The 24,070-nt window shown below is 60.5% G+C and carries 22 protein-coding genes; 8 read left to right on the top strand and 14 right to left on the bottom strand.

What is annotated here, in order from left to right:
- Positions 1 to 6: 6 nt before the first annotated feature.
- A complete protein-coding gene (locus VGG22_13330; protein ID HEY1729354.1) occupies positions 7 to 831 on the top strand; it encodes a helical backbone metal receptor in 825 nt (274 codons plus the stop codon).
- Between the two features lie 4 nt (positions 832 to 835).
- On the opposite strand, the gene VGG22_13325 is transcribed toward VGG22_13330, so the two are convergent.
- Positions 836 to 1,228, bottom strand: a complete 393-nt coding sequence (locus tag VGG22_13325; GenBank protein HEY1729353.1) for a hypothetical protein — start codon at positions 1,226 to 1,228, stop codon at positions 836 to 838.
- A gap of 104 nt (positions 1,229 to 1,332) precedes the next feature.
- On the opposite strand from VGG22_13325, the gene nagA reads away from it, so the two are divergent.
- Genes nagA through VGG22_13305 form a run of 4 tightly spaced genes read left to right on the top strand, consistent with a single transcriptional unit; the run spans position 1,333 to position 4,143 of the window.
- Positions 1,333 to 2,502, top strand: a complete 1,170-nt coding sequence (gene nagA / locus VGG22_13320) for an N-acetylglucosamine-6-phosphate deacetylase (protein ID HEY1729352.1) — start codon at positions 1,333 to 1,335, stop codon at positions 2,500 to 2,502.
- A 30-nt stretch (positions 2,503 to 2,532) separates the two neighbouring features.
- On the top strand, positions 2,533 to 2,913 hold the full coding sequence (locus VGG22_13315; protein HEY1729351.1) for a hypothetical protein: 381 nt from the start codon (positions 2,533 to 2,535) through the stop codon (positions 2,911 to 2,913).
- A 4-nt stretch (positions 2,914 to 2,917) separates the two neighbouring features.
- A complete protein-coding gene (locus VGG22_13310; GenBank protein HEY1729350.1) occupies positions 2,918 to 3,676 on the top strand; it encodes a hypothetical protein in 759 nt (252 codons plus the stop codon).
- Positions 3,673 to 4,143: a hypothetical protein gene (locus VGG22_13305; GenBank protein HEY1729349.1), complete on the top strand. Its 471-nt coding sequence runs from the start codon at positions 3,673 to 3,675 to the stop codon at positions 4,141 to 4,143. The genes VGG22_13310 and VGG22_13305 overlap by 4 nt, the downstream gene beginning before the upstream one ends.
- 2 nt (positions 4,144 to 4,145) lie before the next feature.
- Here VGG22_13305 and VGG22_13300 read toward each other — a convergent pair whose 3' ends face one another.
- Positions 4,146 to 4,697, bottom strand: coding sequence for a nitroreductase (locus tag VGG22_13300; protein HEY1729348.1), 552 nt, complete (start codon positions 4,695 to 4,697; stop codon positions 4,146 to 4,148).
- A gap of 72 nt (positions 4,698 to 4,769) precedes the next feature.
- Here VGG22_13300 and VGG22_13295 point away from each other — a divergent pair, with 72 nt between their 5' ends.
- Positions 4,770 to 5,369 carry a YbhB/YbcL family Raf kinase inhibitor-like protein gene (locus VGG22_13295; GenBank protein ID HEY1729347.1) on the top strand — a complete coding sequence of 200 codons (600 nt, stop codon included), beginning with the start codon at positions 4,770 to 4,772 and terminating at the stop codon, positions 5,367 to 5,369.
- Positions 5,354 to 5,926 (top strand): DNA-3-methyladenine glycosylase I, encoded by a 573-nt coding sequence (locus VGG22_13290; protein HEY1729346.1) that lies wholly within the window; start codon positions 5,354 to 5,356, stop codon positions 5,924 to 5,926. Before VGG22_13295 ends, VGG22_13290 begins: the two co-directional genes overlap by 16 nt.
- A 344-nt stretch (positions 5,927 to 6,270) precedes the next feature.
- Here the strand turns inward: VGG22_13290 and VGG22_13285 are convergent, their stop codons facing one another.
- The 6 genes from VGG22_13285 to metH all read right to left on the bottom strand — a co-directional run bounded on the left by VGG22_13285 (position 6,271) and on the right by metH (position 14,498).
- A complete protein-coding gene (locus VGG22_13285; protein ID HEY1729345.1) occupies positions 6,271 to 6,981 on the bottom strand; it encodes an ABC transporter ATP-binding protein in 711 nt (236 codons plus the stop codon).
- 5 nt (positions 6,982 to 6,986) lie between these two features.
- Positions 6,987 to 7,748, bottom strand: coding sequence for an ABC transporter ATP-binding protein (locus tag VGG22_13280; protein HEY1729344.1), 762 nt, complete (start codon positions 7,746 to 7,748; stop codon positions 6,987 to 6,989).
- Positions 7,745 to 8,809 (bottom strand): hypothetical protein, encoded by a 1,065-nt coding sequence (locus VGG22_13275; protein ID HEY1729343.1) that lies wholly within the window; start codon positions 8,807 to 8,809, stop codon positions 7,745 to 7,747. The genes VGG22_13280 and VGG22_13275 overlap by 4 nt, the downstream gene beginning before the upstream one ends.
- A gap of 3 nt (positions 8,810 to 8,812) precedes the next feature.
- Complete coding sequence (locus VGG22_13270) at positions 8,813 to 9,724, bottom strand: branched-chain amino acid ABC transporter permease (protein ID HEY1729342.1); 912 nt, start codon at positions 9,722 to 9,724, stop codon at positions 8,813 to 8,815.
- A 9-nt stretch (positions 9,725 to 9,733) separates the two neighbouring features.
- Positions 9,734 to 10,954, bottom strand: a complete 1,221-nt coding sequence (locus VGG22_13265; GenBank protein HEY1729341.1) for a branched-chain amino acid ABC transporter substrate-binding protein — start codon at positions 10,952 to 10,954, stop codon at positions 9,734 to 9,736.
- A 67-nt stretch (positions 10,955 to 11,021) separates the two neighbouring features.
- Complete coding sequence (metH, locus tag VGG22_13260; protein ID HEY1729340.1) at positions 11,022 to 14,498, bottom strand: methionine synthase; 3,477 nt, start codon at positions 14,496 to 14,498, stop codon at positions 11,022 to 11,024.
- A gap of 75 nt (positions 14,499 to 14,573) precedes the next feature.
- Between metH and VGG22_13255 the strand changes: the two genes are divergently transcribed.
- On the top strand, positions 14,574 to 15,533 hold the full coding sequence (locus tag VGG22_13255; protein HEY1729339.1) for a Fic family protein: 960 nt from the start codon (positions 14,574 to 14,576) through the stop codon (positions 15,531 to 15,533).
- Positions 15,534 to 15,535: 2 nt separating this feature from the next.
- On the opposite strand, the gene VGG22_13250 is transcribed toward VGG22_13255, so the two are convergent.
- The 6 genes from VGG22_13250 to VGG22_13225 all read right to left on the bottom strand — a co-directional run bounded on the left by VGG22_13250 (position 15,536) and on the right by VGG22_13225 (position 24,069).
- Complete coding sequence (locus VGG22_13250) at positions 15,536 to 16,246, bottom strand: HAD family phosphatase (protein ID HEY1729338.1); 711 nt, start codon at positions 16,244 to 16,246, stop codon at positions 15,536 to 15,538.
- Positions 16,207 to 16,392 carry a hypothetical protein gene (locus tag VGG22_13245; GenBank protein HEY1729337.1) on the bottom strand — a complete coding sequence of 62 codons (186 nt, stop codon included), beginning with the start codon at positions 16,390 to 16,392 and terminating at the stop codon, positions 16,207 to 16,209. Before VGG22_13245 ends, VGG22_13250 begins: the two co-directional genes overlap by 40 nt.
- Before the next feature lie 102 nt (positions 16,393 to 16,494).
- Positions 16,495 to 19,740 (bottom strand): efflux RND transporter permease subunit, encoded by a 3,246-nt coding sequence (locus tag VGG22_13240; GenBank protein ID HEY1729336.1) that lies wholly within the window; start codon positions 19,738 to 19,740, stop codon positions 16,495 to 16,497.
- A 51-nt stretch (positions 19,741 to 19,791) separates the two neighbouring features.
- The gene (locus tag VGG22_13235) at positions 19,792 to 22,476 is read right to left on the bottom strand and encodes a pitrilysin family protein (protein ID HEY1729335.1); all 2,685 of its coding nucleotides are present in this window, start codon (positions 22,474 to 22,476) and stop codon (positions 19,792 to 19,794) included.
- A gap of 3 nt (positions 22,477 to 22,479) precedes the next feature.
- On the bottom strand, positions 22,480 to 23,442 hold the full coding sequence (cysK, locus tag VGG22_13230) for a cysteine synthase A (protein ID HEY1729334.1): 963 nt from the start codon (positions 23,440 to 23,442) through the stop codon (positions 22,480 to 22,482).
- Between the two features lie 3 nt (positions 23,443 to 23,445).
- Positions 23,446 to 24,069, bottom strand: coding sequence for a LysE family translocator (locus tag VGG22_13225; protein HEY1729333.1), 624 nt, complete (start codon positions 24,067 to 24,069; stop codon positions 23,446 to 23,448).
- Position 24,070: the final 1 nt, after the last annotated feature.

Raw genomic sequence — 24,070 nt, 5'->3', positions numbered from 1 at the left:
CTCCCTGTGAAACGCGCTCTCGCTCTGTTCCTCGCTTCGGTCTTCGTCGTGCTCGCGACGCCCTCGCAGAGTCAGCCTGCAGCACACCGCGTCGTTTCGTTGATCCCTTCGCTGACCGAAGATCTCTTTGCGCTCGGGGCAGGCACAAACGTCGTCGGCGTCTCGCAGTACAGCGACTTTCCCCCGGACGCAAAGCGCCTTCCGCGTGTCGCGTCCTTCACGAGCCTCGATGCCGAGCGCATCGTCGCACTGCATCCCGACTTGATCGTCGGCGATGCCTCAGAAGAAGCGCTCGTTCAGCCGCTCGCGCGCGCGAAGCTTCACGTCGAGCTCTTTGCGGAAGACTCCGTCCCGCAAATCTATGCCGTGCTACAGCGGCTCGGCGCGTTGCTCGGCCGAGAGCGGCAAGCGAACGCGCTCGTCGCGGACATGCGGGCGACGAGTGCACGTTTGATGCAGCGCGTCGATCGCTCGCGCGCGCCGCGTGTCTTCGTCATTCTCGACGTCGCGCCGATCTACACCGTCGGTAAACGGTCGTACATCAACGCGCTGATCGAGATGGCCGGCGGAAGGAACGCCGCGAACCTCAATGAGGCGTACGGCCAATACAGCGCCGAAGCAGTTCTCGCGCTGCAGCCTGACATTATCGTCGTCGATCCCGCAGTCGGATTTCAATCCATGGAAAACCGAGAGCCGTGGCGTTCACTGCACGCAGTCCAGCGCGGGAATGTCGCAATGATTCCGGATCCGGGCATCCTTTTGCACCCGAGTCCGCGCTACAATGCCGGCCTAAAGTGGCTGATCGAGCAGATCGCACACGCAAAAAACTAGGCACCTAAACCCGCACGTCTTCGGAGCTAACCCAGCCCCAGCGATTGCGGAAAGGGCCGGATGTAATTTTGACACCGATGGCATCGTAGGCTTCCGGACTGTATGCGGGCCTTACCGTGCGTGAAGCGCACATCGCGACGATCGCGTGCGTCCCAGGATTGGCGAGTATGGTGTGAGCCATCACTTGATTCGCCTTGTCGAAATTTCCAGCGGCGTACTCGATCAAGCGAAAACGGCTGTCCCACACGAAGACGTCTGGATCGGAGTCGATCGACTCAAGGAGAACACGCTGCCCGACCGACGCCTTACAAACGTCGGGGCCTTGCGATTGCGACGGCATCGGAAACAAAACTGCCGCCAGCACCGCAACAAGAACGAACGTCCTCCTCGCTCGCACCAAGCGTCGTTCGCGCGAGAGGTACGAGCGCCTTTTCGGCTCGCGATGGAAGCCAAGCGGATGCGCGCGAAGGTGACGGAAGCGCGCGTCGAAGGACTGGTGACGTGACCGACTCCTATACATTAGGGCCAGCGCGTATTGCGTTTGGCGACGGCACCGCGCGCGAAGCACGCCTGCGCATCGAACGAGGGCGCGTCGCGGCGATTTTGGAGCCGCGCGGCCCGAGTGACGTCGAGGTCAAGTCCGAAACCACGATCGCGCCCGGGATGATCGACGTCCACACGAACGGCGCCGAGGACGTGCTGTTCAACCGCGATCAGGGGAGCGCGGTCGAAGTAGCCGCTCGCTCGTACGTCAAGCAAGGGGTTACCGGCTTTGTCGCTGGGATCATTACCGCACCCTGGGAGTCGATGCTGCACGCCGCGAGTGAGATCTGCGAGTCGGCGAATCAACTCGAAGAGCAGGGCGGCATCGGCGCGCGGTGCTTGGGCATCCACTTCGAAGGACCGTTCCTCAATCCGAAATTCCGGCGCGTTCATCGCGGCGATTGGGTGGTGCGTCCGACGGTCGAGCGCGCCCGCGAGATGGTCGACGCCTGTCACGGCGCTTTGGTCATGGTCACGCTCGCGCCGGAGATCGAAGGCGCCGAAGAAGTCGCGCGCTTTCTTTTCGATCAAGGCATCGTGTGCGCGGCGGGACACACCGCCGCGAAATATCGCGAAGGGATGCTCGCGATCGGACTTGGGTTTCGTACGCTGACGCACGCGTTCAACGCGATGCCGCCGCTCGATCACCGGGATCCGTCGCTGCTCGTCGCGTTTATGCAAGAAGCGCGTACGACGGTCCAGTTGATTTGCGACGGCTACCACGTCGCACCGCCGATGGTCGATCTGCTCTACCGCACCGTCGGTGAGCGGTTGGTTTTGGCGACGGACAATATGCCGCCGTCCGGATCGGGATATCGCATTGACGGCGGCGTCGTGCGCAGCGAAGACGGAACGATCGCCGGAAGCGCACTGCGCTGCGATCAGGCCGTACGCAACTTGATGTCGTATGCCGATTTGCCGTTCGAACGCGCGATCGTCAACGCAAGCGCCGCACCGGCCCGGCTACTCGGGCTCGAGCGCGAGCTCGGAACGATCGCAGAGGGAATGCGCGCCGATTTCGCCGTGTGGGACGAAGAATTGCGCGTCGTTGCAACGGTCGTCGGCGGCACGCCCGTTTACGGGTCCGTCCATTTGCACCAACGCGGCACCGCGGGTATCGGCGGCTAGCAACGCGTCGGTGCGGGTACCAACCCGCACGTGACAATCCTCGAAGGCGTGATCGGGATCGGGCTCACCGCAATCGCCGCCGGCGCGGCGCTCAGCGCGACGCTAGCATCTTCACGCGTCACGAGTGTGCCTCCAAGCCGCGACCATGTGCTCGTCGCGGCGCACAACGCCGCCGTCGAAGCTCGCGCTCTCGCTGCGTACGACGCGAGCGCGGCGGCGGCAATTCTTTCCGCGCCGCCCGCAACCTGGAGCGACGGCACGGTCACGATGCGCAGCACGATCGATGGTCAAACGCTCGTGCTCGTCGCGACGTCCGGTACGCAAAATGCGACGGTGCGTTATCCGGTTTCGCGCGAAGCGCTACCGCAAGGCGCGATCGTCGACACGTCGGGCAACGTTCTCGTCCCGTAAGCATATGCTTGCGGTCGCGCTCTTCTCCATTGCGATCATCGGCCTCGCCGCAGGCGTAGCGCTCGAAGGCTGGCTCGGCTTTGCACGCATCAGCGCGCGGCACGCCGCGTCGCACTATGCGCAAATCGGCCTCGCGCAAGCCCGCTTGCAGTTACAGAACGGCATCGCTGCACAAGTGTCGGCCGGCGTGCACGACTTACAAGCGCCTGCGCCGCTCGCGGCAACGCCGGCGTGCGAATCAACGCCGTGCCCGTTCACGCTGGCAGCCACGTTCGCATTGCAAGGAGCTCTTGGAGACATCGAATCACCCAACGTCGTGGCGACGAGCGTCCAGTCGCATCCGGTGATCGCTGAAGGCCGCATCGCCGCAACGATCACGGAAACCGTTAGCGCCGCCGACGGCACGGCGCTTGCCGTACGCACCGAATACGTGACGCTGCGAACGTTCGGCGTGCCACCCTACGCTGGGATCGACGGGATGACTGATGCGTCCGCAGCACGCGACGTATCCCTCGAAGGCGATGCCGGCGGCTGCGACCCTACCACGCCTTCGACCTGCGATACGAACAATGCATCGACCGGCAGCACACCTGCGCCGGTCGCCGCCATGAATCCGGGGGACACGCGCATTCATGCGCTGAGGGAATGCGTGGCGGGCGGGACCGGAGCGTGCGCGCAGCAATTCGTCAGCGCTGATCCCGTGAACACGCCGCCAAGCACATGGTACAACGCCAACGCTCAACCGAATGGATGGTCGCGATGAAGCTGATCGAAACGATCGTGTGCGTCGCGATCATCGTCATCGTGACGGCTGGATTCGGCGCCTACACGCTTGGAAGAAAGTCATATGCGCTGCGTGCGGCGGTGCAGAGCTTTGCCGCCTTTCTCGATGATGCGCGCGCCGTTGCGCAGACGAGCGGCACCGGGGCGACAATCGAGATCGCCGGCGACACACAGGGCGGATTTATCGCGACGCTTTATCCCTATCGTCCGCTCGAAGGCGCCGACTTGAGCAGCGCGCCGGTGCGTACGCTTAAAGGCAATGTTGCGCTCACGCCGGTTGCAATCTTCATCTCAAGCTCAGGAACGGCGTCGACGACGTCATGGACCGTGAATGCCGGTGTGCTATCTTCCGAACCAGCGTGTGACACGACGATCGGCTTGACGTTCTCGGATGGAGTCGCGACCGAAGCGCACACGATTCCATGCGGGCAAGCCGTGCTGCAATAGTGCTACGAGCGCCAGTTGATCACCGGTGGTTTGCGCGACCGAGGTTGCGCGTCGGCGACGCCGCGCTCGCCGAGGTAGATGATACCGACGATCTTGTCCGTCCTATGCAAACCGAGATGTTGTCGGACCTTTGGATGATAGACGATGTCGCCGGTCCGCCACATCGCGGCGAGATTGCGCTCTTCGGCGGCGAGCAGGAGATTTTGAACGGCGGCTGCGGTCGCAGCGAAATCTTCTTCTGCAATCACCGGATCGGGGTCGGTACGCGTGCTCACGATGATCAATACGGGCGCGCGCAGCGGTTTCTTCATTTCGCCTTGGATGAAACCGTCGCGTTTCTCGCCTTCGAGCGCAAGCTCGTCGGCGCGCGTTTTCGACCAGTAATCGCCGAGCTGACGTCGTGCATCGCCGGTCAGAACCGTAAACGTCCACGGTTCCGTCAGATGATGATTCGGCGCCCACGTTGCGGCTTCGATCAACTCGGTGATCGTCTCGCGAGAAACCTCGCCTTCCGAACGTCCGATGCTGCGCCGCCGGCGGATTAACTCGTCCATGCGCCCGCGGTTCCCCGAAAGGCCGCATGAGCCTTTCCCGCAAACTGTAGCGGCCACGAAAGGTGGATGAGCATGAACCTACGTCTTACGGTTCTCGCCGGCATTATTGTCGCGTCGCTTGGCGCAGCGTATCCGACCCCTCTTGCAACGCCGATCATCCCGACCGGCATTCCGACGTTGACGATAACGAGCGCGACGTTTTCAAAGGGCGGCACGATTCCGTCTCCCAACGCAACGGTTGGCTGCGGCGCCGGCGGAGCGACAGCATCAAATATTTCTCCGGAGCTAACCTGGTCCGCTGGTCCTCCCGGAACGGTAAGCTACACCATCCATATGTTCGACACGGACGCGCCTACCGGAATCGGTTTCAATCATTGGGTCGTCTACAATATTCCGGGTAACGTGACGAGCCTTGCAGCCAATGCAGCCGCGACCGGAATGCCGCCCGGCGCGATCATCGGCATGAACGACGGTGGCACGAGTGCATATCGTGGTCCGTGTCCGCCGGTCGGTGATGCACCGCATCACTACTACATCACGGTGACGGCACTCGATCGGGCGTTCACCGGTTTCGGTCCGGAAGTCACGGGCGCACGTCTTGAGTTCTTGCTCTCAAAGAGCGGTGCCAAGATGCTCGCGCGCGGGCAGTACGTGGGATTATTCGGAAGATAACCCGCTGCGCATGGGCCGGAACGGATCCGCTCATGATCGCATACCACGACACCGAATGGGGCGTACCGTCGCATGACGACGTACGCCTCTTCGAGTTCGTGACGCTCGAAGGCGCGCAAGCCGGCCTGAGCTGGAAAACGATCCTTCATCGACGTGACGCTTATCGCGAAGCCTTCGCCGGTTTCGATCCGGAAAAGATCGCGCGCTTCAACCAGCGCAAGATCGAATCGCTCCTGCGCAACGAAGGTATCATTCGCAACCGTGCCAAGGTCGAAGGCACGGTTAAAAATGCGCGCGCCTATTTGGCGCTGCGCGAATCAGGTCAAACCCTCGATGAGTTCGTGTGGAGCTTCGTCGGCGGAAAGAGGATCGACCACAAGCTAAAAGCTTCGTCGCAGATTCCGGCATCGACGAACGAATCCGACGCATTTGCGAAAGCGATGAAGAAAGCGGGGTTCACGTTCTTCGGAACGACGATCGCCTACGCTTTCATGCAAGCGACCGGAATGGTCAACGACCATTTGATCACCTGCTTCCGCTACAAAGCGAAACGGTAAACGCGTCGCTGAGGCTCACTCTCTTGTCATCCCGAGCGTAGCGCTCCGCAGTCTCTTGTCATCCCGAGCGTAGCGCTCCGCAGGAGCGCGTCGTCGAGGGAGCGCAGGATTTATCCCGGTCGCGCAACGATCTCAATAGGTTGAGGGCATGATCGTGCCCTGACCTTGCCGCATCCTTTCGCTGCCTGCATCATTCGAGTGGTCCCTCGACTACGGTCGCTTCGCTCCCTACGCTCGGGATGACAGGCGGGGGCGTAATCGTCACCCGAGGCGGCCCTTCGCGCGAGATGCTTCGCGTGCGATAAATCGAACGTGCGCCCGGTTATCGCGCCGCGGCCGTTCGCTTAGGCGGCGCCGCCGAGGTAAGCGGCCTGGACGGCCTCGCTAGCGAGTAATTCGCTCGCGGCCGCCGTGTGCGCGATCTCCCCAACCTCGAGGACATAACCGCGCGACGCGATCTGCAGCGCCTGGCGTGCGTTCTGCTCGATCAGAAGAATCGTCGTACCGGCGGCATTGATCTCGCGGATGATCTTGAAGATCGTCTGCACGAGCAGCGGCGAAAGCCCAAGCGACGGCTCGTCAAGCAGCAACAGACGCGGACGCGACATCATCGCGCGCGCGATCGCGAGCATCTGCTGCTCGCCGCCCGAAAGCGTTCCGCCCTTTTGATCGACGCGCTCTTTGAGGCGTGGAAATATCTCGAAGACGCGTGCGAAGTCTTCGTCAATCTCGCTTTGAGACGTGCGCGTAAACGCCCCAAGCTCGAGATTCTCGCGAACGGTCATGCGCGCAAAGATGCGGCGGCCCTCGGGCGAGTGACTCAAACCGTGACGCACGATCTTATCGGGCGTCGTCGTCGTGCAATCCATGCCGTCGAACGTGATCTTGCCTTTTGTCGGACGAAGCAACCCGCTAATCGAACGCAGCGTCGTCGTCTTGCCCGCGCCGTTCGCACCGATGAGCGTGACGATCTCACCCTGATCGACATACAGCGAGATCCCGCGCAGCGCGCGAATCCGGCCGTACGCACATTCGACGCTTTCGAGCTGCAGCAGCGGCATCAGGCCGGTTTCCCGAGATAAGCTTCGATGACACGCTCGTTGGCGCGAATCGCTTCAGGCAAACCTTCGGCAATCTTTTCCCCGTAGTCCAGAACGGCGATTCGCTCGCTGATCTGCATGACGAGCCCCATGTCGTGCTCGATCAAAAACACCGTGACGCCGGTATCGCGAATCCGGCGGATCAGCGCCATCAGATCGGTCTTCTCGTTCGGATTCATTCCGGCCGCGGGTTCGTCAAGCAGCAAAAGCTTGGGATCGCTCGCGAGCGCGCGCGCGATCTCGAGACGGCGTTGCGGGCCGTAAGCCAGATTCGCCGCGTAGGAGTGCGCGTGCTCGTCGAGTGCGCAGAACTTCAATATATCGTGGGCGCGCTCGCGCACGCTTCCTTCTTCTTTTCGCGCGCGCGGTGTATTCAAGAGCGAATCCGCCAGCGTGGCGTGCATGCGCGCATGACGGCCCGTCATGACGTTGTCGATTGCCGACATAAACGCGAAAAGCCGAATGTTCTGGAAGGTCCGCGCGATACCAAGCGCCGCGATCGCGCTGGTCGAGCGTCCTTGAATTTGCGCGCCGTTGAACTCGATCGCGCCTTCACTGGGCTTATAGATGCCCGTGATCAGATTGAACACCGTCGATTTCCCGGCGCCGTTTGGACCGATCATGGCGACGATCGAGCCGGCTTCGACCTCGAAATCGAGCTCCTTAACGGCTACCAAGCCGCCGAAGCGTTGCGTCACTTTCTTGATGGCGAGGATGCTCAATGCACGGCCTCCTCGTACAAGCTCTGCTCCTGCGCGGCGAGGCTCGCTTCGATCTCCGCGGCGTGCAGTTCCGCCTTGCGTTGACGGCTCGGGAATAATCCCTCAGGCCGGAAGAGCATGATCGAAACCAAGATGATGCCGTACATCATGAAGCGGAATTGTGAAAAGTCGACGCTCATGAAGCCGAGGTTATGGGCGAAAATCGTGGCTTGCGGCAAGATGAACCGCTCGAGCGACGAGAGCAGCAGGCTCCCGATGATAACGCCGTAGATGTTGCCCATTCCGCCGAGAACGAGCATCGATAGGACGAAGATGCTGACGTTGAACTGAAAGTTGTCGGGCGAGACCAGACTTAGCTTCGATGCATATGCGACACCGGCAAGACCGCTGAATGACGCGCCGAGCGCGAACGCCGACAATTTTGCCTTGGTCGTATTGATGCCCATGTGCGCTGCAGCCAGCTCGTCTTCGCGAATCGCCATCCACGATCGGCCGAGGCGGCTGTCTTGCAGGTTGTGCACGATAATGATCGCGACGATGAGCAATAGCAGGCCGACGTAAAAATACGGGAGCGTTTGCAAACCGAATTTGTAGTTGAAGAGAACCGGCGAATCGAGCGCCGAAATGCCGTTGGGTCCATTCGTCCACTGCGAAAGATTGAGAAACGTCTGCGGGACGATCTCGCCGAAACCGAGCGTGACGATCGCAAGGTAGTCCCCGCGCAGCCGCAGCGTCGGAGCACCGAGCAGTACGCCGAAAAGCGCGGTAATCGCCGGGGCCAGAAACAGCAACACCCAAAACGGGATATGAATGTTGAACTGGCCGCTCGCGAGCATCGCGTACGAATAGCTGCCGATCGCAAAGAACGCGGCGTACCCGAGATCTAAGAGCCCCGCGAATCCGACGACGATGTTCAATCCCAGCGCGAGCAGTACGAACGTCGACGCATCGGCGAGGAAGTTCAAGTGCGCACCGTTGTGATCGAAGAACGGGACGAACCCGACGAGGAGGACGACGATGATCCCTTTGACGCGGGGATCCAGCGCAGTCCAGAAGCTCAAGCTTTAGACTTTATTCGGCAGCGATTCGCCGAGCAATCCAGACGGACGGAAGATCAATACGAGGACGAGCAGCGAGAAGACGATGACGTTCGTCCATTGATCCGAGACGTATTGCGCACCGAACGCCTCGACGAGTCCGATCAAGAATCCGCCGAGCATGGCGCCGGCAAGGTTTCCGATTCCACCCAGCACGGCGGCGGTGAATGCTTTCAAGCCGGCGGCGAAACCGTTGAAGAACCAAGTCGTACCGTAGTAGACACCCGACACGAAGCCGGCTGAGCCTGCAAGCGCGCTCCCGATCAAGAACGTCAACATAATCGTCGTGTTGATGTTGATCCCCATCAGCTGCGCCGCGTCGCGATCCTGTGCGGTCGCGCGCATCGCTTTGCCCAATTTCGTCTTGTAAACGAAGAAATTGAGTAAGATCATCATGACGATCGCAAGGCCAACGACGAGAATCTGCTTGACCTCGATCGATACACCGCCGATCACAAAGCTCGGATCGGGGATGAAGGTCGGAACGGGCACGGGCGAAGGGCCCTGCCACAATTGCATGATGTTCTCGAGAATGAACGACACGCCGATTGCCGTGATCAAAGGCGCAAGGCGTGGCGCATTGCGGAGGGGACGATATGCGAATCGCTCGATGAGGACACCGACGATGCCGCAAAACACCATCGCCCCCGCCATGATGCCGATGATTGCCGCGATGAGCGGAAACCCGTGCATCTCGCTCTCGATCCCGAGCACTGTCAGGATCGAAAGCGAGAAGAACGAGCCTAGTGTGTAGATGTCGCCGTGAGCGAAGTTTATGAGCTCAATGATCCCGTAGACCATGGTATAGCCGAGGGCTATGAGCGCATAAATACCACCGAGCGACAGCCCGTTAACGAGCTGCTGAAAGAACAGCTCCAACGAGTTGGCCTAGAGTGTTGCGATGCTGACGGTACTGAGGAATTTCGCCTTCGGCGGCGTGCCTTCGATCTTATAGAAGCTGATTACACCGTTGGTCGTGTCGCCGTTCTTGTCGAACGCAACAGGACCAACCGGCGAAGGCATTGCCTTCGTGTTTTGGATGTTCTTGAGCACCGCAGCGCGCGTGACGCTACCGCTCTTTTGTGCCGTCGCGATGGCGTTGATGATCACGTTGGCAGCAGCGTATGCAGCCGCACTGTACGCGCCCGGTGCCGCATGGAAGCGGGCTTGATACGCCTTGTTGAAAGCTTGCGCGCTCGCCATTCCGACATCGGGAGCAGCCACCGTATAGTAGCTGTTGTCCGCCATCGAACCTGCGATCTTCAGGTACTCTTCGTCACTGATTCCATCGCCGCCGATGTACGGCGTCTTTGCCATACCGGCATCTGCCATCTGCTTGCGCAGCAGTCCGCCGCCCGTCGCCGTCACGCCACCGTAGAAGATGGCGTCCGGATTCGTCGACTTGGCTTTGGTAAGCAGGGCTTTGAAGTCTTGTTGGTTCTTCGTCAGGTGGTCGTGTCCGAGAACCGTACCGCCGCCGGCTTTGAACGCGGCTTCGAATACGTCGGCGAGACCTTTACCGTACGTCTCGTTGTCATCGATGATGTAGATCTTCTTGAAGCCGAGCTTCTTTGCGGATTGCGCGCCGGCTGCACCTTGATAGTGGTCGCGCGTGCAAACGCGGAAGTACGTGATCGTATCCGGATGTGATTGACGAAGCTTCTTCGCGTCCTCGCCGATCGTCAACTTGTCGTTTGTATTCGACGGGCTGATTTGCGCGAGACCTGCGTCGTTGGTGACGGGGATCTCGGCTTGCGCCACGTTCGAGTTGAACGGCCCGACGACTGCCATCACGCTCGCATCTGCGGCGAACGTTTTGATGTTTTGGCTGCCTGCAGCCGGATCGTGCACGCCTTGAACGGCGTCATCGAGCACTTGGTGTTCGAGCGTGATTCCGCCCGGCAAGCCTTTCTTGTTGGCTTCTTCAACGGCAAGAACGACCCCGTTGTCTGTTGGGATACCGTTGCTGGCATCGGCTCCGCTCATGGGCAGATCGACACCTATCTTGTACGTCGTCGCGGCTTGGACGGGAGCGCCCATAACCGTTCCGAACATGGCGACCGCCGCCGCCAGTGAAATCGCACGCCCTAACGCGGGGAATGAGCGCATCGACAAACCTCCTCAAAAGCGGTTGAATCGCTTGAAGGTACGCCGGGGCACGGTTCTTCCCTCTGCTTTAGCTGGCGATAAGCTCCCGAACGGCGGCCGCATTGAAGTATGCAGCTTGCGGATGATGGATGATAATCGCCGCGGTCGATTGCTCAGGGACGATTTGGAAGGCCGAGGTCAGACGGGCACCGATCGCCTTTTCGACATCGAGCAGTTCCCACACAAGCTGGTGTTGCGCGAGATCCGGGCACGCGCCATAGCCCCATGAATATCGTTTGCCGCGTTCGGGCGGAAGCCCAAGCTCGGCACGAATGCGGCGATGCGTGTGTTCCGCAAGCGCCTCAGCGGTCTGCACCGAGAAGCCGTGCAGGAAGTACGCTTCCGTGTATTCATTCTGAGCTTGCAGCTGTTCGATACGCTCGGCCGCTCGTTCTCCAACGGTGACCACCTGTAGAGCAATCAAATCCGTCGCGCGACCCTCCTTTGATTCGCGCAGATAGTCTGCCAAGCACAAGTGTTCGCCGCCGGCTTGGCGTGCAAAACTAAATCGTGCGATCGGCCACCCGGGATCGTTCGGCGAGTACACGACGACATCGTCGCCCTCTCCGGACGCCGGGAAGTAACCGTAGACAACGCGCGGGGCAAGCAGACCGTCGCTCTTCGCCCGTTGCTGATACGAATGCAATCGCGGCTCGAACTCATCGCGTACGAGCGCTTCCCACGCCTCACCCTTGACGCTCGAGCCGCCCCACGAGAGACGATACAAACTCTTGAGGTCGAAGCACGGCCACAACTCGCGCACGTCGATCCTGTCGCGCAGCGTGCGCGGGCCCAAGAACGGCGCGCGCGGCACGGCGGCTTCCTTGAGCTGTCCACGCGCGGTCAGGCCATGTTTCGGAAGCGCAGTAGCATTCCTAGTTGCCGCAGCTGCCGCGAAAGCTTCATCCTTTTTATTGTCGACGAATGCATCACGCCGTGCCGGCTCGCCGGTAAGCACGTCCATGATCTCGAGACCTTCGAAGGCGTCTTTCGCATAAAACAACCCGGGAGCAAACCAGCGCTGGCCTTCGTCGAGCAACGCGATGCGCCGGCCGAATTCGCGATTGATCGCCGCACCGCCGACGACGACCGGAAAGCTTAGCCCGCGCGCGTCTTGTTCTTGTACGCAGATCGGCATCTGCTTCGACGTCGAGACAAGAAGTGCGGAAAGACCGATCGCGTCCGCGCCGACTTCCTGCGCCTTCTCGAGGATCGTATTCATCGGAACTTGCTTGCCGAGATCAAAAACCGTGTAGCCGTTATTTGAGAGAATCGTGCAAACGAGATTCTTGCCGATGTCGTGCACGTCGCCGAAGACGGTCGCGACGACAACCTTGCCTTTCGTGACGCCGTCGACTTTCTCGAGGAATTGTTCGAGATGCGCGACAGCCTTCTTCATCACTTCGGCGGACTGCAGTACGAAGGGCAGAATCAGCTCGCCGCGTCCAAACCGATCGCCGACTTCTTTCATCGCCGGCAACAAGATCGTGTTGAGGACTTCGACGGCATCGCGGGCCTTCATCGCCTCGTCGAGCTTAGCTTCGATACCGTCCTTGCGCCGGTGCAAGATCGCGTACTGAATGCGCTCCTCGACGGGCGCCTCGAGATCTTCGGCAGCGGCAACCTGCGGCGTATTGCCCGTGCCTTTTTCCTCGTAATGTGCGATGAGCCGCTGAAGCGCATCCGGACGGCGGTTGAGAACGAGGTCGTCGCACAACTCGCGCTCTTCACCGTTGAGCTCAAAGTAGGGTGTGATCTCTTTCGGATTCAAGATCGCCATATCAAGACCGGCCTCGACGCAATGATGGAGCATCACCGAGTTCACGGCTGCACGCGCATGCGGCTTCAAACCGAAGCTGACGTTTGACACGCCGAGCGAGGTCAGAACCTCGGGCATCGCCCCTTTGATCGCGCGGATTCCTTCGATCGTTTCTCTCGCGGAATCGATGAACTCTGCGTCACCGGTCGCGAGCGTGAACGTAAGCGCATCGAAAATCAACGCGCCTTCCGGCAACCCGAACTCTTCGGTGACGATCTGGTGAATGCGCTGCGCGATCTCGAGCTTACGCACCGCGGTCTTCGCCATACCTTGCTCGTCGATCGTCAATGCCACGACACCAGCACCGTGTTCTTTCACGAGCGGCATGACGGCGTTGATGCGTTCACGGCCATTTTCCAAGTTAATGGAATTGACGATAGCACGGCCCGCGTAGATCTTGAGCGCACGTTCGATCACTTTGGCTTCGGTCGAATCGATCATCACCGGCGACTCAACCGATTGCGCGAGCTTCTTGACAACGGCTTCCATCTGTACGTCTTCGTCTGCGCGCTCGGTAAGCGCGGTGCAAACGTCAAGGATGTGCGCGCCGCCTTCGACTTGCTCGCGCGCGACGAGCATGATGCTGTCGTAGTCGTCCTCGAGCAGCAAGCGTTTAATTTTGCGCGAGCCTTGAGCGTTGATGCGCTCACCGATCATCAGCGGACGCGGCTCTTGCTCCAGGCTTACCGCCGTCATCGCCGATGCCGCCCACTGCGTGCGCTCGACTGTCGGAGTGCGTCCGCGCAACCCGCGAACGGCGCGAGTAAACTCGACAATGTGCGCCGGCGTCGTTCCGCAGCAACCACCGATCGCGCTGACGCCAAAGTCGCGAACGAACGCGAGCAGCTCGCGCGCCATTTCCTCGGGCCCTTCGGGATAAATCGTTTCGCCTTTGGGTCCCATCAACGGAAGGCCGGCGTTCGGAATGACCGCGATCGGACAGCGCGACGTTTCACCGAGATAGCGAACGGGTTCGCGCATGTGCTGTGGACCCGTCGAACAATTGAGGCCGATGACGTCGATCGGCAGCGCTTCGAGCGTGACGCGCACGGCACGAATGTCGCTGCCAAGCAGCATGCGGCCCGTCACGTCGAGCGTAGCTTGCGCTTGAATCGGAACGCGTCGTAATCCGCGATCGAACTCGCGAACGATGCCGATGATCGCGGCCTTCATCTCTAAGAGATCTTGGCTCGTCTCGAGGAGCAGCAAATCGCTGCCACCCTCGACAAGCCCCCGCGCTTGCTCGCCGTAAATGGCCGCGAGCTCTTCGAACGTGATTTTCGAGAGCGCCGGATCCGAGGATGAGATCAACATTCCGGTCGGCCCAAGCGCACCGGCCACAAAGCGTGGCTTATCGCGGGTCGAGAATCGGTCGGCTGCGTCGCGCGCGATTTCGGCCGCGCGGCGATTGATCTCAGCGGTCTTCTCGGCGAGCCCATACTCTCCGAGCTTGTGGCGTGAGGCCATGAAGCTGTCGGTCTCGAGGACGTCGGCTCCGGCTTCGAGATACGCGGCGTGGATATTCGAGATCAGTTCGGGGCGCGTGAGGACCAGCGCCTCATTGCAGCCGTGATACGAAGCGCCGCCGAAAGCGGCGTCGTCGAGCTCGAGAGCCATGAGCTGCGTCCCCATGGCCCCGTCGAAGACGAGGACCCGGTCGCGCAGGGCATCGAGAAAAGCCATCATTATATAGATCGCCGTCGTGCGCCAAGTACCCGGGGGAAATTGTCCAGCTAACCAAATATCGGACAAAAGAGGACAATGACGGTTCAGGAGCTTCGTGCCGAAATCGAGGCCCGTCCGGCCGATGCCGCGACGACGCGCCGGTTCGAGCGCGCCCGGCGCGACGTCATTTATGACGAGATTGCCGCCTCATGCGAGCTGGCGGGCGTCCACCTCACGCCGCTCGCCGTCCGGCGGCTCCTCGAACGCAACATCACCGTTGCCGGGAGTCTTCCTGATCATCTTCTCGTCCTGGGCTACGCGCGTGCGGCGCTCGACATCGCGCGCGAACACCGCTTCCGTCCGGGAGCACGTTGGCTTACCTCCGTCGCTGAGATCGAGCGGCTTCACGTTACGATAATGGCGCCGCTGGATGTGGCGCGTCCGCGTCCCGCATTGCAAACGGCATGGCGACGCACCAATCTTCCGCCGGTGCGCGAAGGGATTGTGACAACGCCCCACTGGTTGATCGAGTTCGAGATGTCGACGCTCGTCGAGCGCATCGGCAGCGGGCCGCCGAATGAAGATACACTCTTCACATGGCTCGCCGACGCATACGAGCGTCTCGAACGCATTCGCCCCTTCGTCGAAGGGAACGGGCGTATCGCGCGGCTTGCCGTTAACTTGCTGCTATCGCGCCTCGGTTATCCGCCCGCAACGATCACGCACGCGCTCGTCGATTCGTACAAGCATGCACTTAGCACCGCCGACGCCGGCGATCGCAGCAAGCTCGCGAGCATCCTCGAACGCGCAGTGCGCGCGAATCTCGAGCGCCTGACCGCAGCAATCGTCGACACGGGCGCGCTGCAGCCGCTCGCGTCCTTCGCCGGCTCGCGACTCAGCGTCGATGCGCTACGCAAAGCCGCACAACGTGGACGTTTGCGCATCGTGACGCGCGGCCGTGAGATCCTGACGACGCAACCTTGGATCGACGCATATCGCGCCGGCAAGTCGCGAGCGGGAAGACCACCTATCTCATCCGGAACCCGCGCCCGGTAATATTACGCTTGCGGGGAAGTGACGATGCCGTGCTCGACGGCGTCCGGCGTCAATTGCTCGATCGTTGCGAGCACGACGGTAGCGGCGCGGAGGGCGACTGGGTGCGGCGGATAGTGTAGATTCGGAATTGCGATCGCACGCATGCCGGCGTTGCGCAACGCAAGAATCCCATTGTGCGAGTCCTCGACGCCTGCGCAGCGATCGGGTCGTGCGCCGAGTAGCTCCGCCGCTTTCAGATAGACGTCCGGATTGGGCTTACCGCGCGCGACCTCTTCCGACGAGACCGTAACCTTGAACAACGCTCCGAATGGCGTCGACGACATGACGAGGTCGATGATCGGCCGGTTCGAGCTTGATGCGACGCCGAGCCGCCATTTCCCAGAAATGCGCTCAACGGCGTCGAGGGCGCCGTCAATGATGGGAAACCCGTCGCGCTCATAGATTTCCTCGATCAGTTTGATCACGTCCGCGTTGATCTGTTTCGGCGGACGGGGCACGCTGAGAGTGTCGTGCATGTACTGCGACCACTCAGTCGAGCTCATGCCCATCATGTCGCGCTGCGCGCTCGCGATCCAGCGGCCACCGACGTCTTTCACATACTTCTCGCGTGCTTTGTCCCAGATTTGCTCGCTGTCCAGCAGCACGCCGTCCATATCGAAGATAACTGCTTCGATCAGATTTGGCGGCTCCAGCGAATGCAGACAGCGATCCACACGACCGTTGCAGCCGTGAACGCCGCCGCGATCACGAACGTGTCGATGTTGCGCGTCGTCAACCACCGCCAAACATCGGTTACCGCGACGATCCCAAACAAGATGGTCGCGGTCCGCGCGAGATTCAGACGGCGTCGATCAACCATGTGCTCAACCATTCCTGGGAGCGCGAGAACGCCGCTGCGTCCATTATCCTCGCAGCGACGTACTCAAGCTTTCTTCCCAGCAATGCTCAACGCCTCTGTGACTTACGGTACCGTTTGCGGCGACTGCGTAGGGTTTCCGTTAACCGGAGCAACCCTTTCCAGACGATCGTGACCGCGAAGCTCGATACCCTTAATCACGACGTAAAGCACGGGCGTGATCACCAAGTTGAGGAACGTCGAGATCAACATTCCGCCGAAGATTGCGGTACCGAGTGCTTGACGCGCGCCACTACCGGCTCCGGTTGCAACGACGAGCGGAAAGATTGCAATAATAAATGCAATCGACGTCATCAAGATCGGACGCAGCCTCGTTTGCGCTGCGCGGAACGCGGCCTCGACGATCGTTGCTCCCGCTTTGAGCTGTTGATTTGCGAACTCGACGATCAGAATGGCACTCTTGCTCGCGAGTCCGATCAACATCACGTAACCAACTTGCGCGTAGGCATCTTGCGTGAGATTGCCGTTCGCCAATCTTAGGAATCCATTGGTGAGGTAGCCGATGATCGCAAACGGCATGGGCAAGTGCCCCAAGAATAACCTGAACTTGATGAATACCAGCGCGCCTAGCAAGGCTGCCGGAACCGCCAAAATGACGATGAGCGGATCGATGAATGATTCGTACTGCGCGCTCAGCACGAGATAGACGAAGACCAACCCGAGCAGGAAGATGAGCGCAGCCTGAGAGCCAGCCTGGATTTCTTCGAGTGACAATCCGGACCACTCATAGCTGACGCCGGGCGGATCGATCTGCTTTGCGATCTGCTGCATGCGCTGAATCGCTTCGCCGGTTCCATGACCATCCGCCGCGTTTCCGTCAATCTCGATCGAGCGGTACAGATTGTAATGCGTGATCGTCGGCGGTCCCTTGATCTGCTGAACGTTGACGAGTCCACTCAGCGGGATGATACCGCCGGTAGAGGATCGCACGAACAGACTCTGGAGATCGGAAACTCGACTACGGTACGGCGCGTCGGCCTGTACGAAGACGCGATATGCCCGGTTCAAGTACGTGAAGTTGTTGACGTAGTCTGATCCAAGCTCGGTCTGCAACGTATTAAAGAGATCGTTGAGGGAAACGCCGACCGATTTCGCCTTATTGCGATCGACCACGATTTGAAGTTGCGGCGCGTCGTCGCGGAACTGCGAGAAGACCTGCGATGTCGGTCCGCCCGGTTGATTGGCGAGTCCTTCGTATCCATATACGGTTTGCATCAGCGCAGGGAAACCGATGTTGCCGCGATCCTCGAGCTCGAAGGTGAATCCCCCAATGCTCCCTACGCCGTTAATTGCGGGAGGATTGAAGCCGAAGATTTGGGCTTCCGGTATCTGCGAAGCAAACTTCCCTTGTACGCCGTTCGGGCCGTACAGAACACCGGTAACCGAGTGGAAGAATCCAGGGCGCTGATCCCAGGGTTTGAGCAAAACGAACATGACGCCGCGGCCTGGGCTGCTGCCCGCGAAACTAAATCCGCCGACGTCGAAAACGTCGGCCACGTCAGGATTGTCTCGAATGATCTTCTCGGCTTTGAGCGCGATCTTGCGCTCGCCGGCAAGCGACGTTCCTTCGGGCGCCTGCACGAGGACGATGAAGTATCCCTGATCCTCTTGCGGTATGAATCCCGTCGGCGTCGTCTTGAAGAGCACGCCCGTCCAAACGAGCGCAAGCGCAAAGAGACCGAGCACGATCCAGCGCGCGCGGAACAACCCCGGCAAAACGCGGCCGTAGGCACCCTTGAATCTCGCAAACATCCGGTTGAACCAACCGAAGAAACCGCGCGTCGCGTCCGGCGAGTGTTTGAGCAGCATCGCAGAAAGCGTCGGCGTCAATGTCAACGCGACGAACAGCGAGATCGTAATCGAGGCCGCGATCGTCAGCGCGAACTGCTTGTAAACTTGGCCGGTCGTGCCCGGGAAGAACGAGACGGGAACAAAGACGGCGAGCAGCACGAGCGACGATGCAACGACGGCGCTCTGCACCTCTCGCATAGCCGCGCCGGCACCCTCGATGCCGCGAATATTGTGCTCTTGCCCGTAACGGGCAATGTTTTCGATGACCACGATTGCGTCGTCGACGACGAGACCTGTGGCGAGGGTGAGTCCGAAGAGCGTGATCGTGTTGATCGTGAAGCCGAACATCGCCATCACGAAAAACGCACCGACCAACGAGACCGGAATGACCGCGCTCGGGATCAGCGTCGCCGCCGGATCCTGCAAGAACAGATAGATGACCAAGATGACGAGGATGATCGCCACGAAGAGCGTGACGACGACTTCCTTCATCGAGGCTTGCACGAACGTCGTGCTGTCGAAGGCGACGGAGTAGTGCACGCCCGGCGGGAACGATTTTTGCAGCTGATCGAGCCGCGCTTTGACGGCCTGCGAGACTGAAAGCGCGTTCGCCGTTGGGAGTTGAATCACGCCCAAACCGACGACGTTGTCGTTGCCGTCGAAGCGAACGAACGATGAGTAATCTTCGGCTCCGAGCTCGATCCGCGCAACGTCGCCGAGCTTCGTGAAGCCGCCATTCGGATCAGCGCGCACGATGATGTTCGCGAACTGTTTGGGATCGCTCAGTTGTCCAACCGCGTTGACCGTCATCGTATACGGTTGGTTGGAAGACTCGGGCGCATCACCGATTCTCCCGGCGGCAACCTGAACGTTTTGCTCCGACACCGCATTGAGAACGTCGCTAACTGCCAGACCTTGTGAGCTCAGCGCTACCGGGTTGAGCCAGACGCGCATCGCGTAACGGCGTTCACCGAAAATCAGAACGTCGGAGACGCCGGGAACGCGCTTGAGATCGTTGACGATGTTCAGCTCGGCGTAGTTACTGAGAAACTCGGTATCGTACTGATTGCTGTTCGACGTCAAGCCGAGCGCCATGACGAACGATCCGGAATTCTTACCTACGGTAATGCCGGTCTGTTGTACGACAGCCGGCAACTGGCCAAGCGCGGACTGCGCGACGTTCTGCACGTCGGCGGCTGCAATGTCCAGATTGCGGCCGAGATCGAACGTAACCGTTATCGAGGACGTGCCCTGCGTACTCTGTGAAGAGATGTAGCGTATGCCCTCGACGCCGTTGATCGCCTGTTCCAGCGGCGTCGTGACAGAAGCCTCGACGGCCTGCGGGCTCGCGCCGATGTAGTTCGCCGTGACGGTCACAACGGGCGGAGCGATGGCCGGGTACTGCGCGACGGGCAGCGTCGGAATTGCGATGAGCCCGGCGATTAAAATCGTCAGGGAACAGACCGCCGCGAATATGGGGCGCCGTAGGAAGAATGACATTCTCAGGAATCCTTACGGTCGCAACCGACCGCAGGTTTCACAGAAAGGTTGCTACTGTGGAGCCGGCCCCTCAACGACTTGTGCGAAGCCGTCGGGACGTATCCATCGTGCCATCGCGTCCTGCACCTGTTGCGGCGTGGCCGCCAGCTCGGCACGCGCCTCGCGTGTGTCCTCGTCGAACGGCAGACCGTCGCGCGCGTCCGAAAGGAAGCGACCCGCGATCTCGCTATAGCTCTCGCCCTGCGTCGCGAGCTGTCCGAGGAGCAGCGCCTTTGCTACTTGCAAGCGATTCGCAGAGATCGGGGTCGATTGCATACCTTTCAGATCGATTTGGATCAAAGCGTTCGCCTTCGAGACGTTCTCGGGCGACGCACCGTAGACGACGCTGAAAGCCGAGCGCGTACGGCCAAGGTCGAAGTCGCTGTTGATCGAGTAGACATAGCCCGTGGTCTCGCGCAGATCGTGGAAGAGGATCGACGCATAGAACCCGCCGCTCAGTGCCGCGTTCGCGATGCGCAAAGCGGGAATGTCCGGATCTTCGAGCTTGAGGCCCAAGGTCTGCGACAGTATGACAGTATCTTGCACGCGACCCGTAGCGGGGACGGTAACATTTGCCGCTGCGTTGTTGGGAGCCGCGCTTGGATAGAGGTTCGGCAAAGGTCCGTGCGCCTGCCAGCCGCCGAACCATTTCTCAACGACTTGCTGCGCTTGCGCGGGCGTCACGTCGCCGATCACGACGATCGTCGTGAGGTCGGGACGGTACGCGGTGTCGTACCAATCGTGTACGTCATCCAGTGTGAGTGCTTTCACACTATCGGGGGTCGGATGCCGCCGGATCGGATCGCTTTCGGGATACAGCGCATTAATCAACGATAGCCGCGTGAGATGATCGGGGCTGTGCTCTTCACCTGCGACTTCTTGGTATTCTTGCCGTTTGGCAATCTGGAAATCGGCCTCGCGCATCGCGGGATGCAACTGGGCATCGGCCAGGAGTTGAACGCCGCGATCAAAACCCGACGTCGTGACGTCGACCCCGAAACTCGTGCCGGTAAAAACGTCCGCCGCAATCTTGTCGAGCTGGCGCTGATACGCCAGGCGATCGTATGTCGTCGTACCATAGTCGAGCAGCGTTGAAGCCAGCGATGCGACGCCGTCTTTTCCGGCCTTCTCTTCCATCACGGGCGACGTGCGAATCGCGCCGCGCACGACGACCGTATGTGTGAGCGCTTCGGGCTGAACGACCAAACGCAAACCGTTCGGCAACACGCTGATCGTCGGATTCGTCGTATCGGGCGGAACGCGCAGCTGCGAAAGCAGCGACTGCGCCCACGGCGGCAACGGTTCCTGATGCGCGGGAATGATCGTGTTGTTCTCGGGCGCCTTGGCGCTCGAACCGCTCCCGACCTCGCCGCTGTTCTTCGGCACTGCGTACGCGATTGTCGGCTCGACGCTCATGTAGCGCTGCGCGACGCGATTGACGTCGTCCGGCGTTACGCGTTCGAGCGCGGCCAGATCGACGTCCGGCGAGCGATGCTCGACCGCAAGCGCCTGACTCCACTCTTGTGCAAGGCCTGAAATCGAATTTGCCGTGAACTGATCTTGCGCGGCTTCACGCAATTTCGCTGCCGCTACGAGATCGGCGGGGAAACCGTTCTTGCGATACCCGTCGATCACGCCGCGCAGTTCAGCGAGGGCAGTTTTCGGCGACTCCGTCGGCGCAACGTCGAGCTCGACGAGTGCCATTGCAGCTTTGGTGTACGCCTGTCCCTGCGCACCGGCGTCGAATGCTTTCCCGTCGGCCACGAGCCCATACAGCGCTCCACGGCGGCTATTCAGCACATCGAGCAGCACTTGCGAAGCCGCGTAATCCGGATTGTCGTAACCCGGAAAGCGGTAACCAACGAAGACACTCGCTTGGGGATCAGAGCTCGTATCCGTAAACGTTTGCGGGTGCAGTGCTCCGAGACTTACGGCCTTACGCGCGGGGAGTGCTTTGGCGGGAATCGCGCCGAACAGCGCATCGACCTTTGCGATCGTGGCTTTCGGTTCGACGTCGCCCGCGATTACGAGAATCGCATTGTTCGGATGATACCACTTGGCATAGAAGGCTTTGAGCTGCGCGCCACTGACTTGCTGCGAGAAGCTCTGCATCGTTCCGAGCCCCGCATCGGCATACGGCGTACCGGCCATAAGATTCTGCAGCACTTTAACATACAGCCGATAACCCGCCGAACTGTTGTCGCGCTGGACTTCCTGTTCGATTGCACCGCGCTCTTCTTCCCACAGGGCCTGCGTGTCAAGAATGCCTTGGGCGCGCGATGCTTCAAGATGCAGCGCCGCATCGAGGCCTTGCTCGGGCACGGTGAAAAAGAACTGCGTGACCTGATTCTGCGTATCAGCATCAAAGCTGCCGCCGAGGAGCGCGGTGACTTCCGCGAATTGCGCGGCCGAAACGGTCTTGCTGCCCCGGAACATCATGTGCTCTTGCGCGTGCGCAAGCCCCGTGATCGGTTCTTCGTCGGCGCCGACCTCGTAGTTCGTCATCAATGAGACGACGGGCGCGAGCGGATCGCGCAACACGACGACTTGCATGCCGTTCTTGAGCGTTGCGCGCGTGACGGTCGTAGCTGCGACTTTTTGCGCCGGTGCATGCGCGGGCGCAAGGGCGACCAACAAAACCGCCAGCATGCTCAAAATGCAGAGTGAGGAGAGCGACTTCATATGCAGGGCCTTCATACCCTACGTTAACGCAGACTCCACCACATTTGCTTCAAGTTCCGTGAAAAGAGGGCTGGACAGATAGCGTTCGCCGTTGTCCGCAGCGATGGTGACGATGAGCTTGCCGGAATTCTGGGGGCGCGCAGCGACTTTCAACGCGGCGAACACGTTCGCGCCGCTCGAAATGCCCACCAGCATTCCCTCTTCGCGAGCGAGACGCCGCGACGTTGCAAACGCCTCATCGACACTGACTTGAATGACCTCGCTATAGATCGACGTGTTCAGCACCTTCGGAACGAACCCGGGCGCGAGACCTTGTAAGCGGTGAGCTCCCGGCTGGCCACCGGAAAGAACGCACGACGTATCCGGTTCGACCGTGATGCATTCGATCGAAGGTTTGCGCGAGCGTAGCAGCTCGCCGGTTCCGGTAATCGTTCCGCCCGTTCCGACGCCGGCAATGAAGATGTCGACGGCGCCGTCCGTGTCTCGCCAGATCTCTTCACCTGTCGTACGGCGGTGAATCTCCGGATTTGCGGGGTTCTCGAACTGCCCCGGCATGTAGTACGTCTCGGGATTCGAATCGCGAATCTCGACGGCTTTTGCGATCGCAGCTTTCATGCCGCCTGCGCCGGGTGTAAGAATCAACTGCGCTCCGTACGCACGCAAGAGATTGCGCCGTTCGATCGTCATCGTGTCGGGCATCGTGAGAATTAGTGGATAACCTTTGGCTGCGCACACGAATGCGAGCGCAATCCCCGTATTACCCGAGGTCGGCTCAATGACGACTTTCCCCGGCTTGAGCAATCCGTTTCGCTCGGCGGCTTCGATCATCGCGACGCCGATGCGATCCTTCACGCTCCCCGCGGGATTGAACGATTCCATCTTAACGAGAATCGTGGCGCCGATACCACGATTCAAGCGCGGGATCTTCACGAGGGGCGTATTGCCGAACGTGTCGGCGAGATTTTCGTAGATGCGAGCCATGTCCTACGTTCGTTTCGTGAGTGCCAGCTTGAGCGCGGCGCCAATCAAGAAGAGGCCGGCGACACGCTCGAAGATTCCGGCGACGACCGTCTTCTTTGCCGATTGCGCCACGCCGGAGGCGAGCAGAATATACGCGGTCATAACGAGCGCCTCAATGATTTGCGAGGTCACGCCGAGGATCGCGACCTGACCGACAAGCCAACGATGGGGATCGAAAAACTGCGGAAGCAGCGCGCTGAAAAAGATCAACGCTTTCGGATTGGAGAGCTGCGTCATCGTTCCGCCCACGAACGCTCCCCTTGACGTCGAGGGACCGCGGACATCTGCTACGGACAGGGCCTTTTGTTTACCGAACAACGCGCGCAGACCGATATACACGAGATACGCGGCGCCGACCCAGCGCACGAGCGTGAACACTTCGTACGATGCGAGCAAAATCGCGCCGAGACTCGTCGCGGAGAGCACGAAGTAGATCGTGTTTCCGGTGACGATCCCGCTCATCGCCGCGAATCCGGTAGTACGGCCGCGGCTCAGCGTCGAGCCGACCGTGAACAGCACCGCCGGTCCCGGCGTAATGCACAGGATCGTCTCGAGAACCGCGAAGGCCACCCAGGTGCTTAGGTCCATT

The sequence above is a fragment of the Candidatus Baltobacteraceae bacterium genome (assembly GCA_036489885.1).
Taxonomy (GTDB): domain Bacteria; phylum Vulcanimicrobiota; class Vulcanimicrobiia; order Vulcanimicrobiales; family Vulcanimicrobiaceae; genus JAFAMS01.
Note: the sequence above shows the minus strand (reverse complement) of the source record. Positions and strands in the feature narration are given on the sequence as shown.

Bases quoted from the DNA above. Each gene is read 5' to 3' on its own strand.
- VGG22_13310 (HEY1729350.1), top strand. From the start codon at position 2,918: ATGCTTGCGGTCGCGCTCTTCTCCATTGCGATCATCGGCCTCGCCGCA.
- VGG22_13305 (HEY1729349.1), top strand. From the start codon at position 3,673: ATGAAGCTGATCGAAACGATCGTGTGCGTCGCGATCATCGTCATCGTG.
- VGG22_13300 (HEY1729348.1), bottom strand. From the start codon at position 4,697: ATGGACGAGTTAATCCGCCGGCGGCGCAGCATCGGACGTTCGGAAGGC.
- VGG22_13295 (HEY1729347.1), top strand. From the start codon at position 4,770: ATGAACCTACGTCTTACGGTTCTCGCCGGCATTATTGTCGCGTCGCTT.
- VGG22_13265 (HEY1729341.1), bottom strand. From the start codon at position 10,954: ATGCGCTCATTCCCCGCGTTAGGGCGTGCGATTTCACTGGCGGCGGCG.
- metH (HEY1729340.1), bottom strand. From the start codon at position 14,498: ATGATGGCTTTTCTCGATGCCCTGCGCGACCGGGTCCTCGTCTTCGAC.
- VGG22_13255 (HEY1729339.1), top strand. From the start codon at position 14,574: ATGACGGTTCAGGAGCTTCGTGCCGAAATCGAGGCCCGTCCGGCCGAT.
- VGG22_13245 (HEY1729337.1), bottom strand. From the start codon at position 16,392: ATGGTTGATCGACGCCGTCTGAATCTCGCGCGGACCGCGACCATCTTG.
- VGG22_13240 (HEY1729336.1), bottom strand. From the start codon at position 19,740: ATGTCATTCTTCCTACGGCGCCCCATATTCGCGGCGGTCTGTTCCCTG.
- VGG22_13235 (HEY1729335.1), bottom strand. From the start codon at position 22,476: ATGAAGGCCCTGCATATGAAGTCGCTCTCCTCACTCTGCATTTTGAGC.
- cysK (HEY1729334.1), bottom strand. From the start codon at position 23,442: ATGGCTCGCATCTACGAAAATCTCGCCGACACGTTCGGCAATACGCCC.
- VGG22_13225 (HEY1729333.1), bottom strand. From the start codon at position 24,069: ATGGACCTAAGCACCTGGGTGGCCTTCGCGGTTCTCGAGACGATCCTG.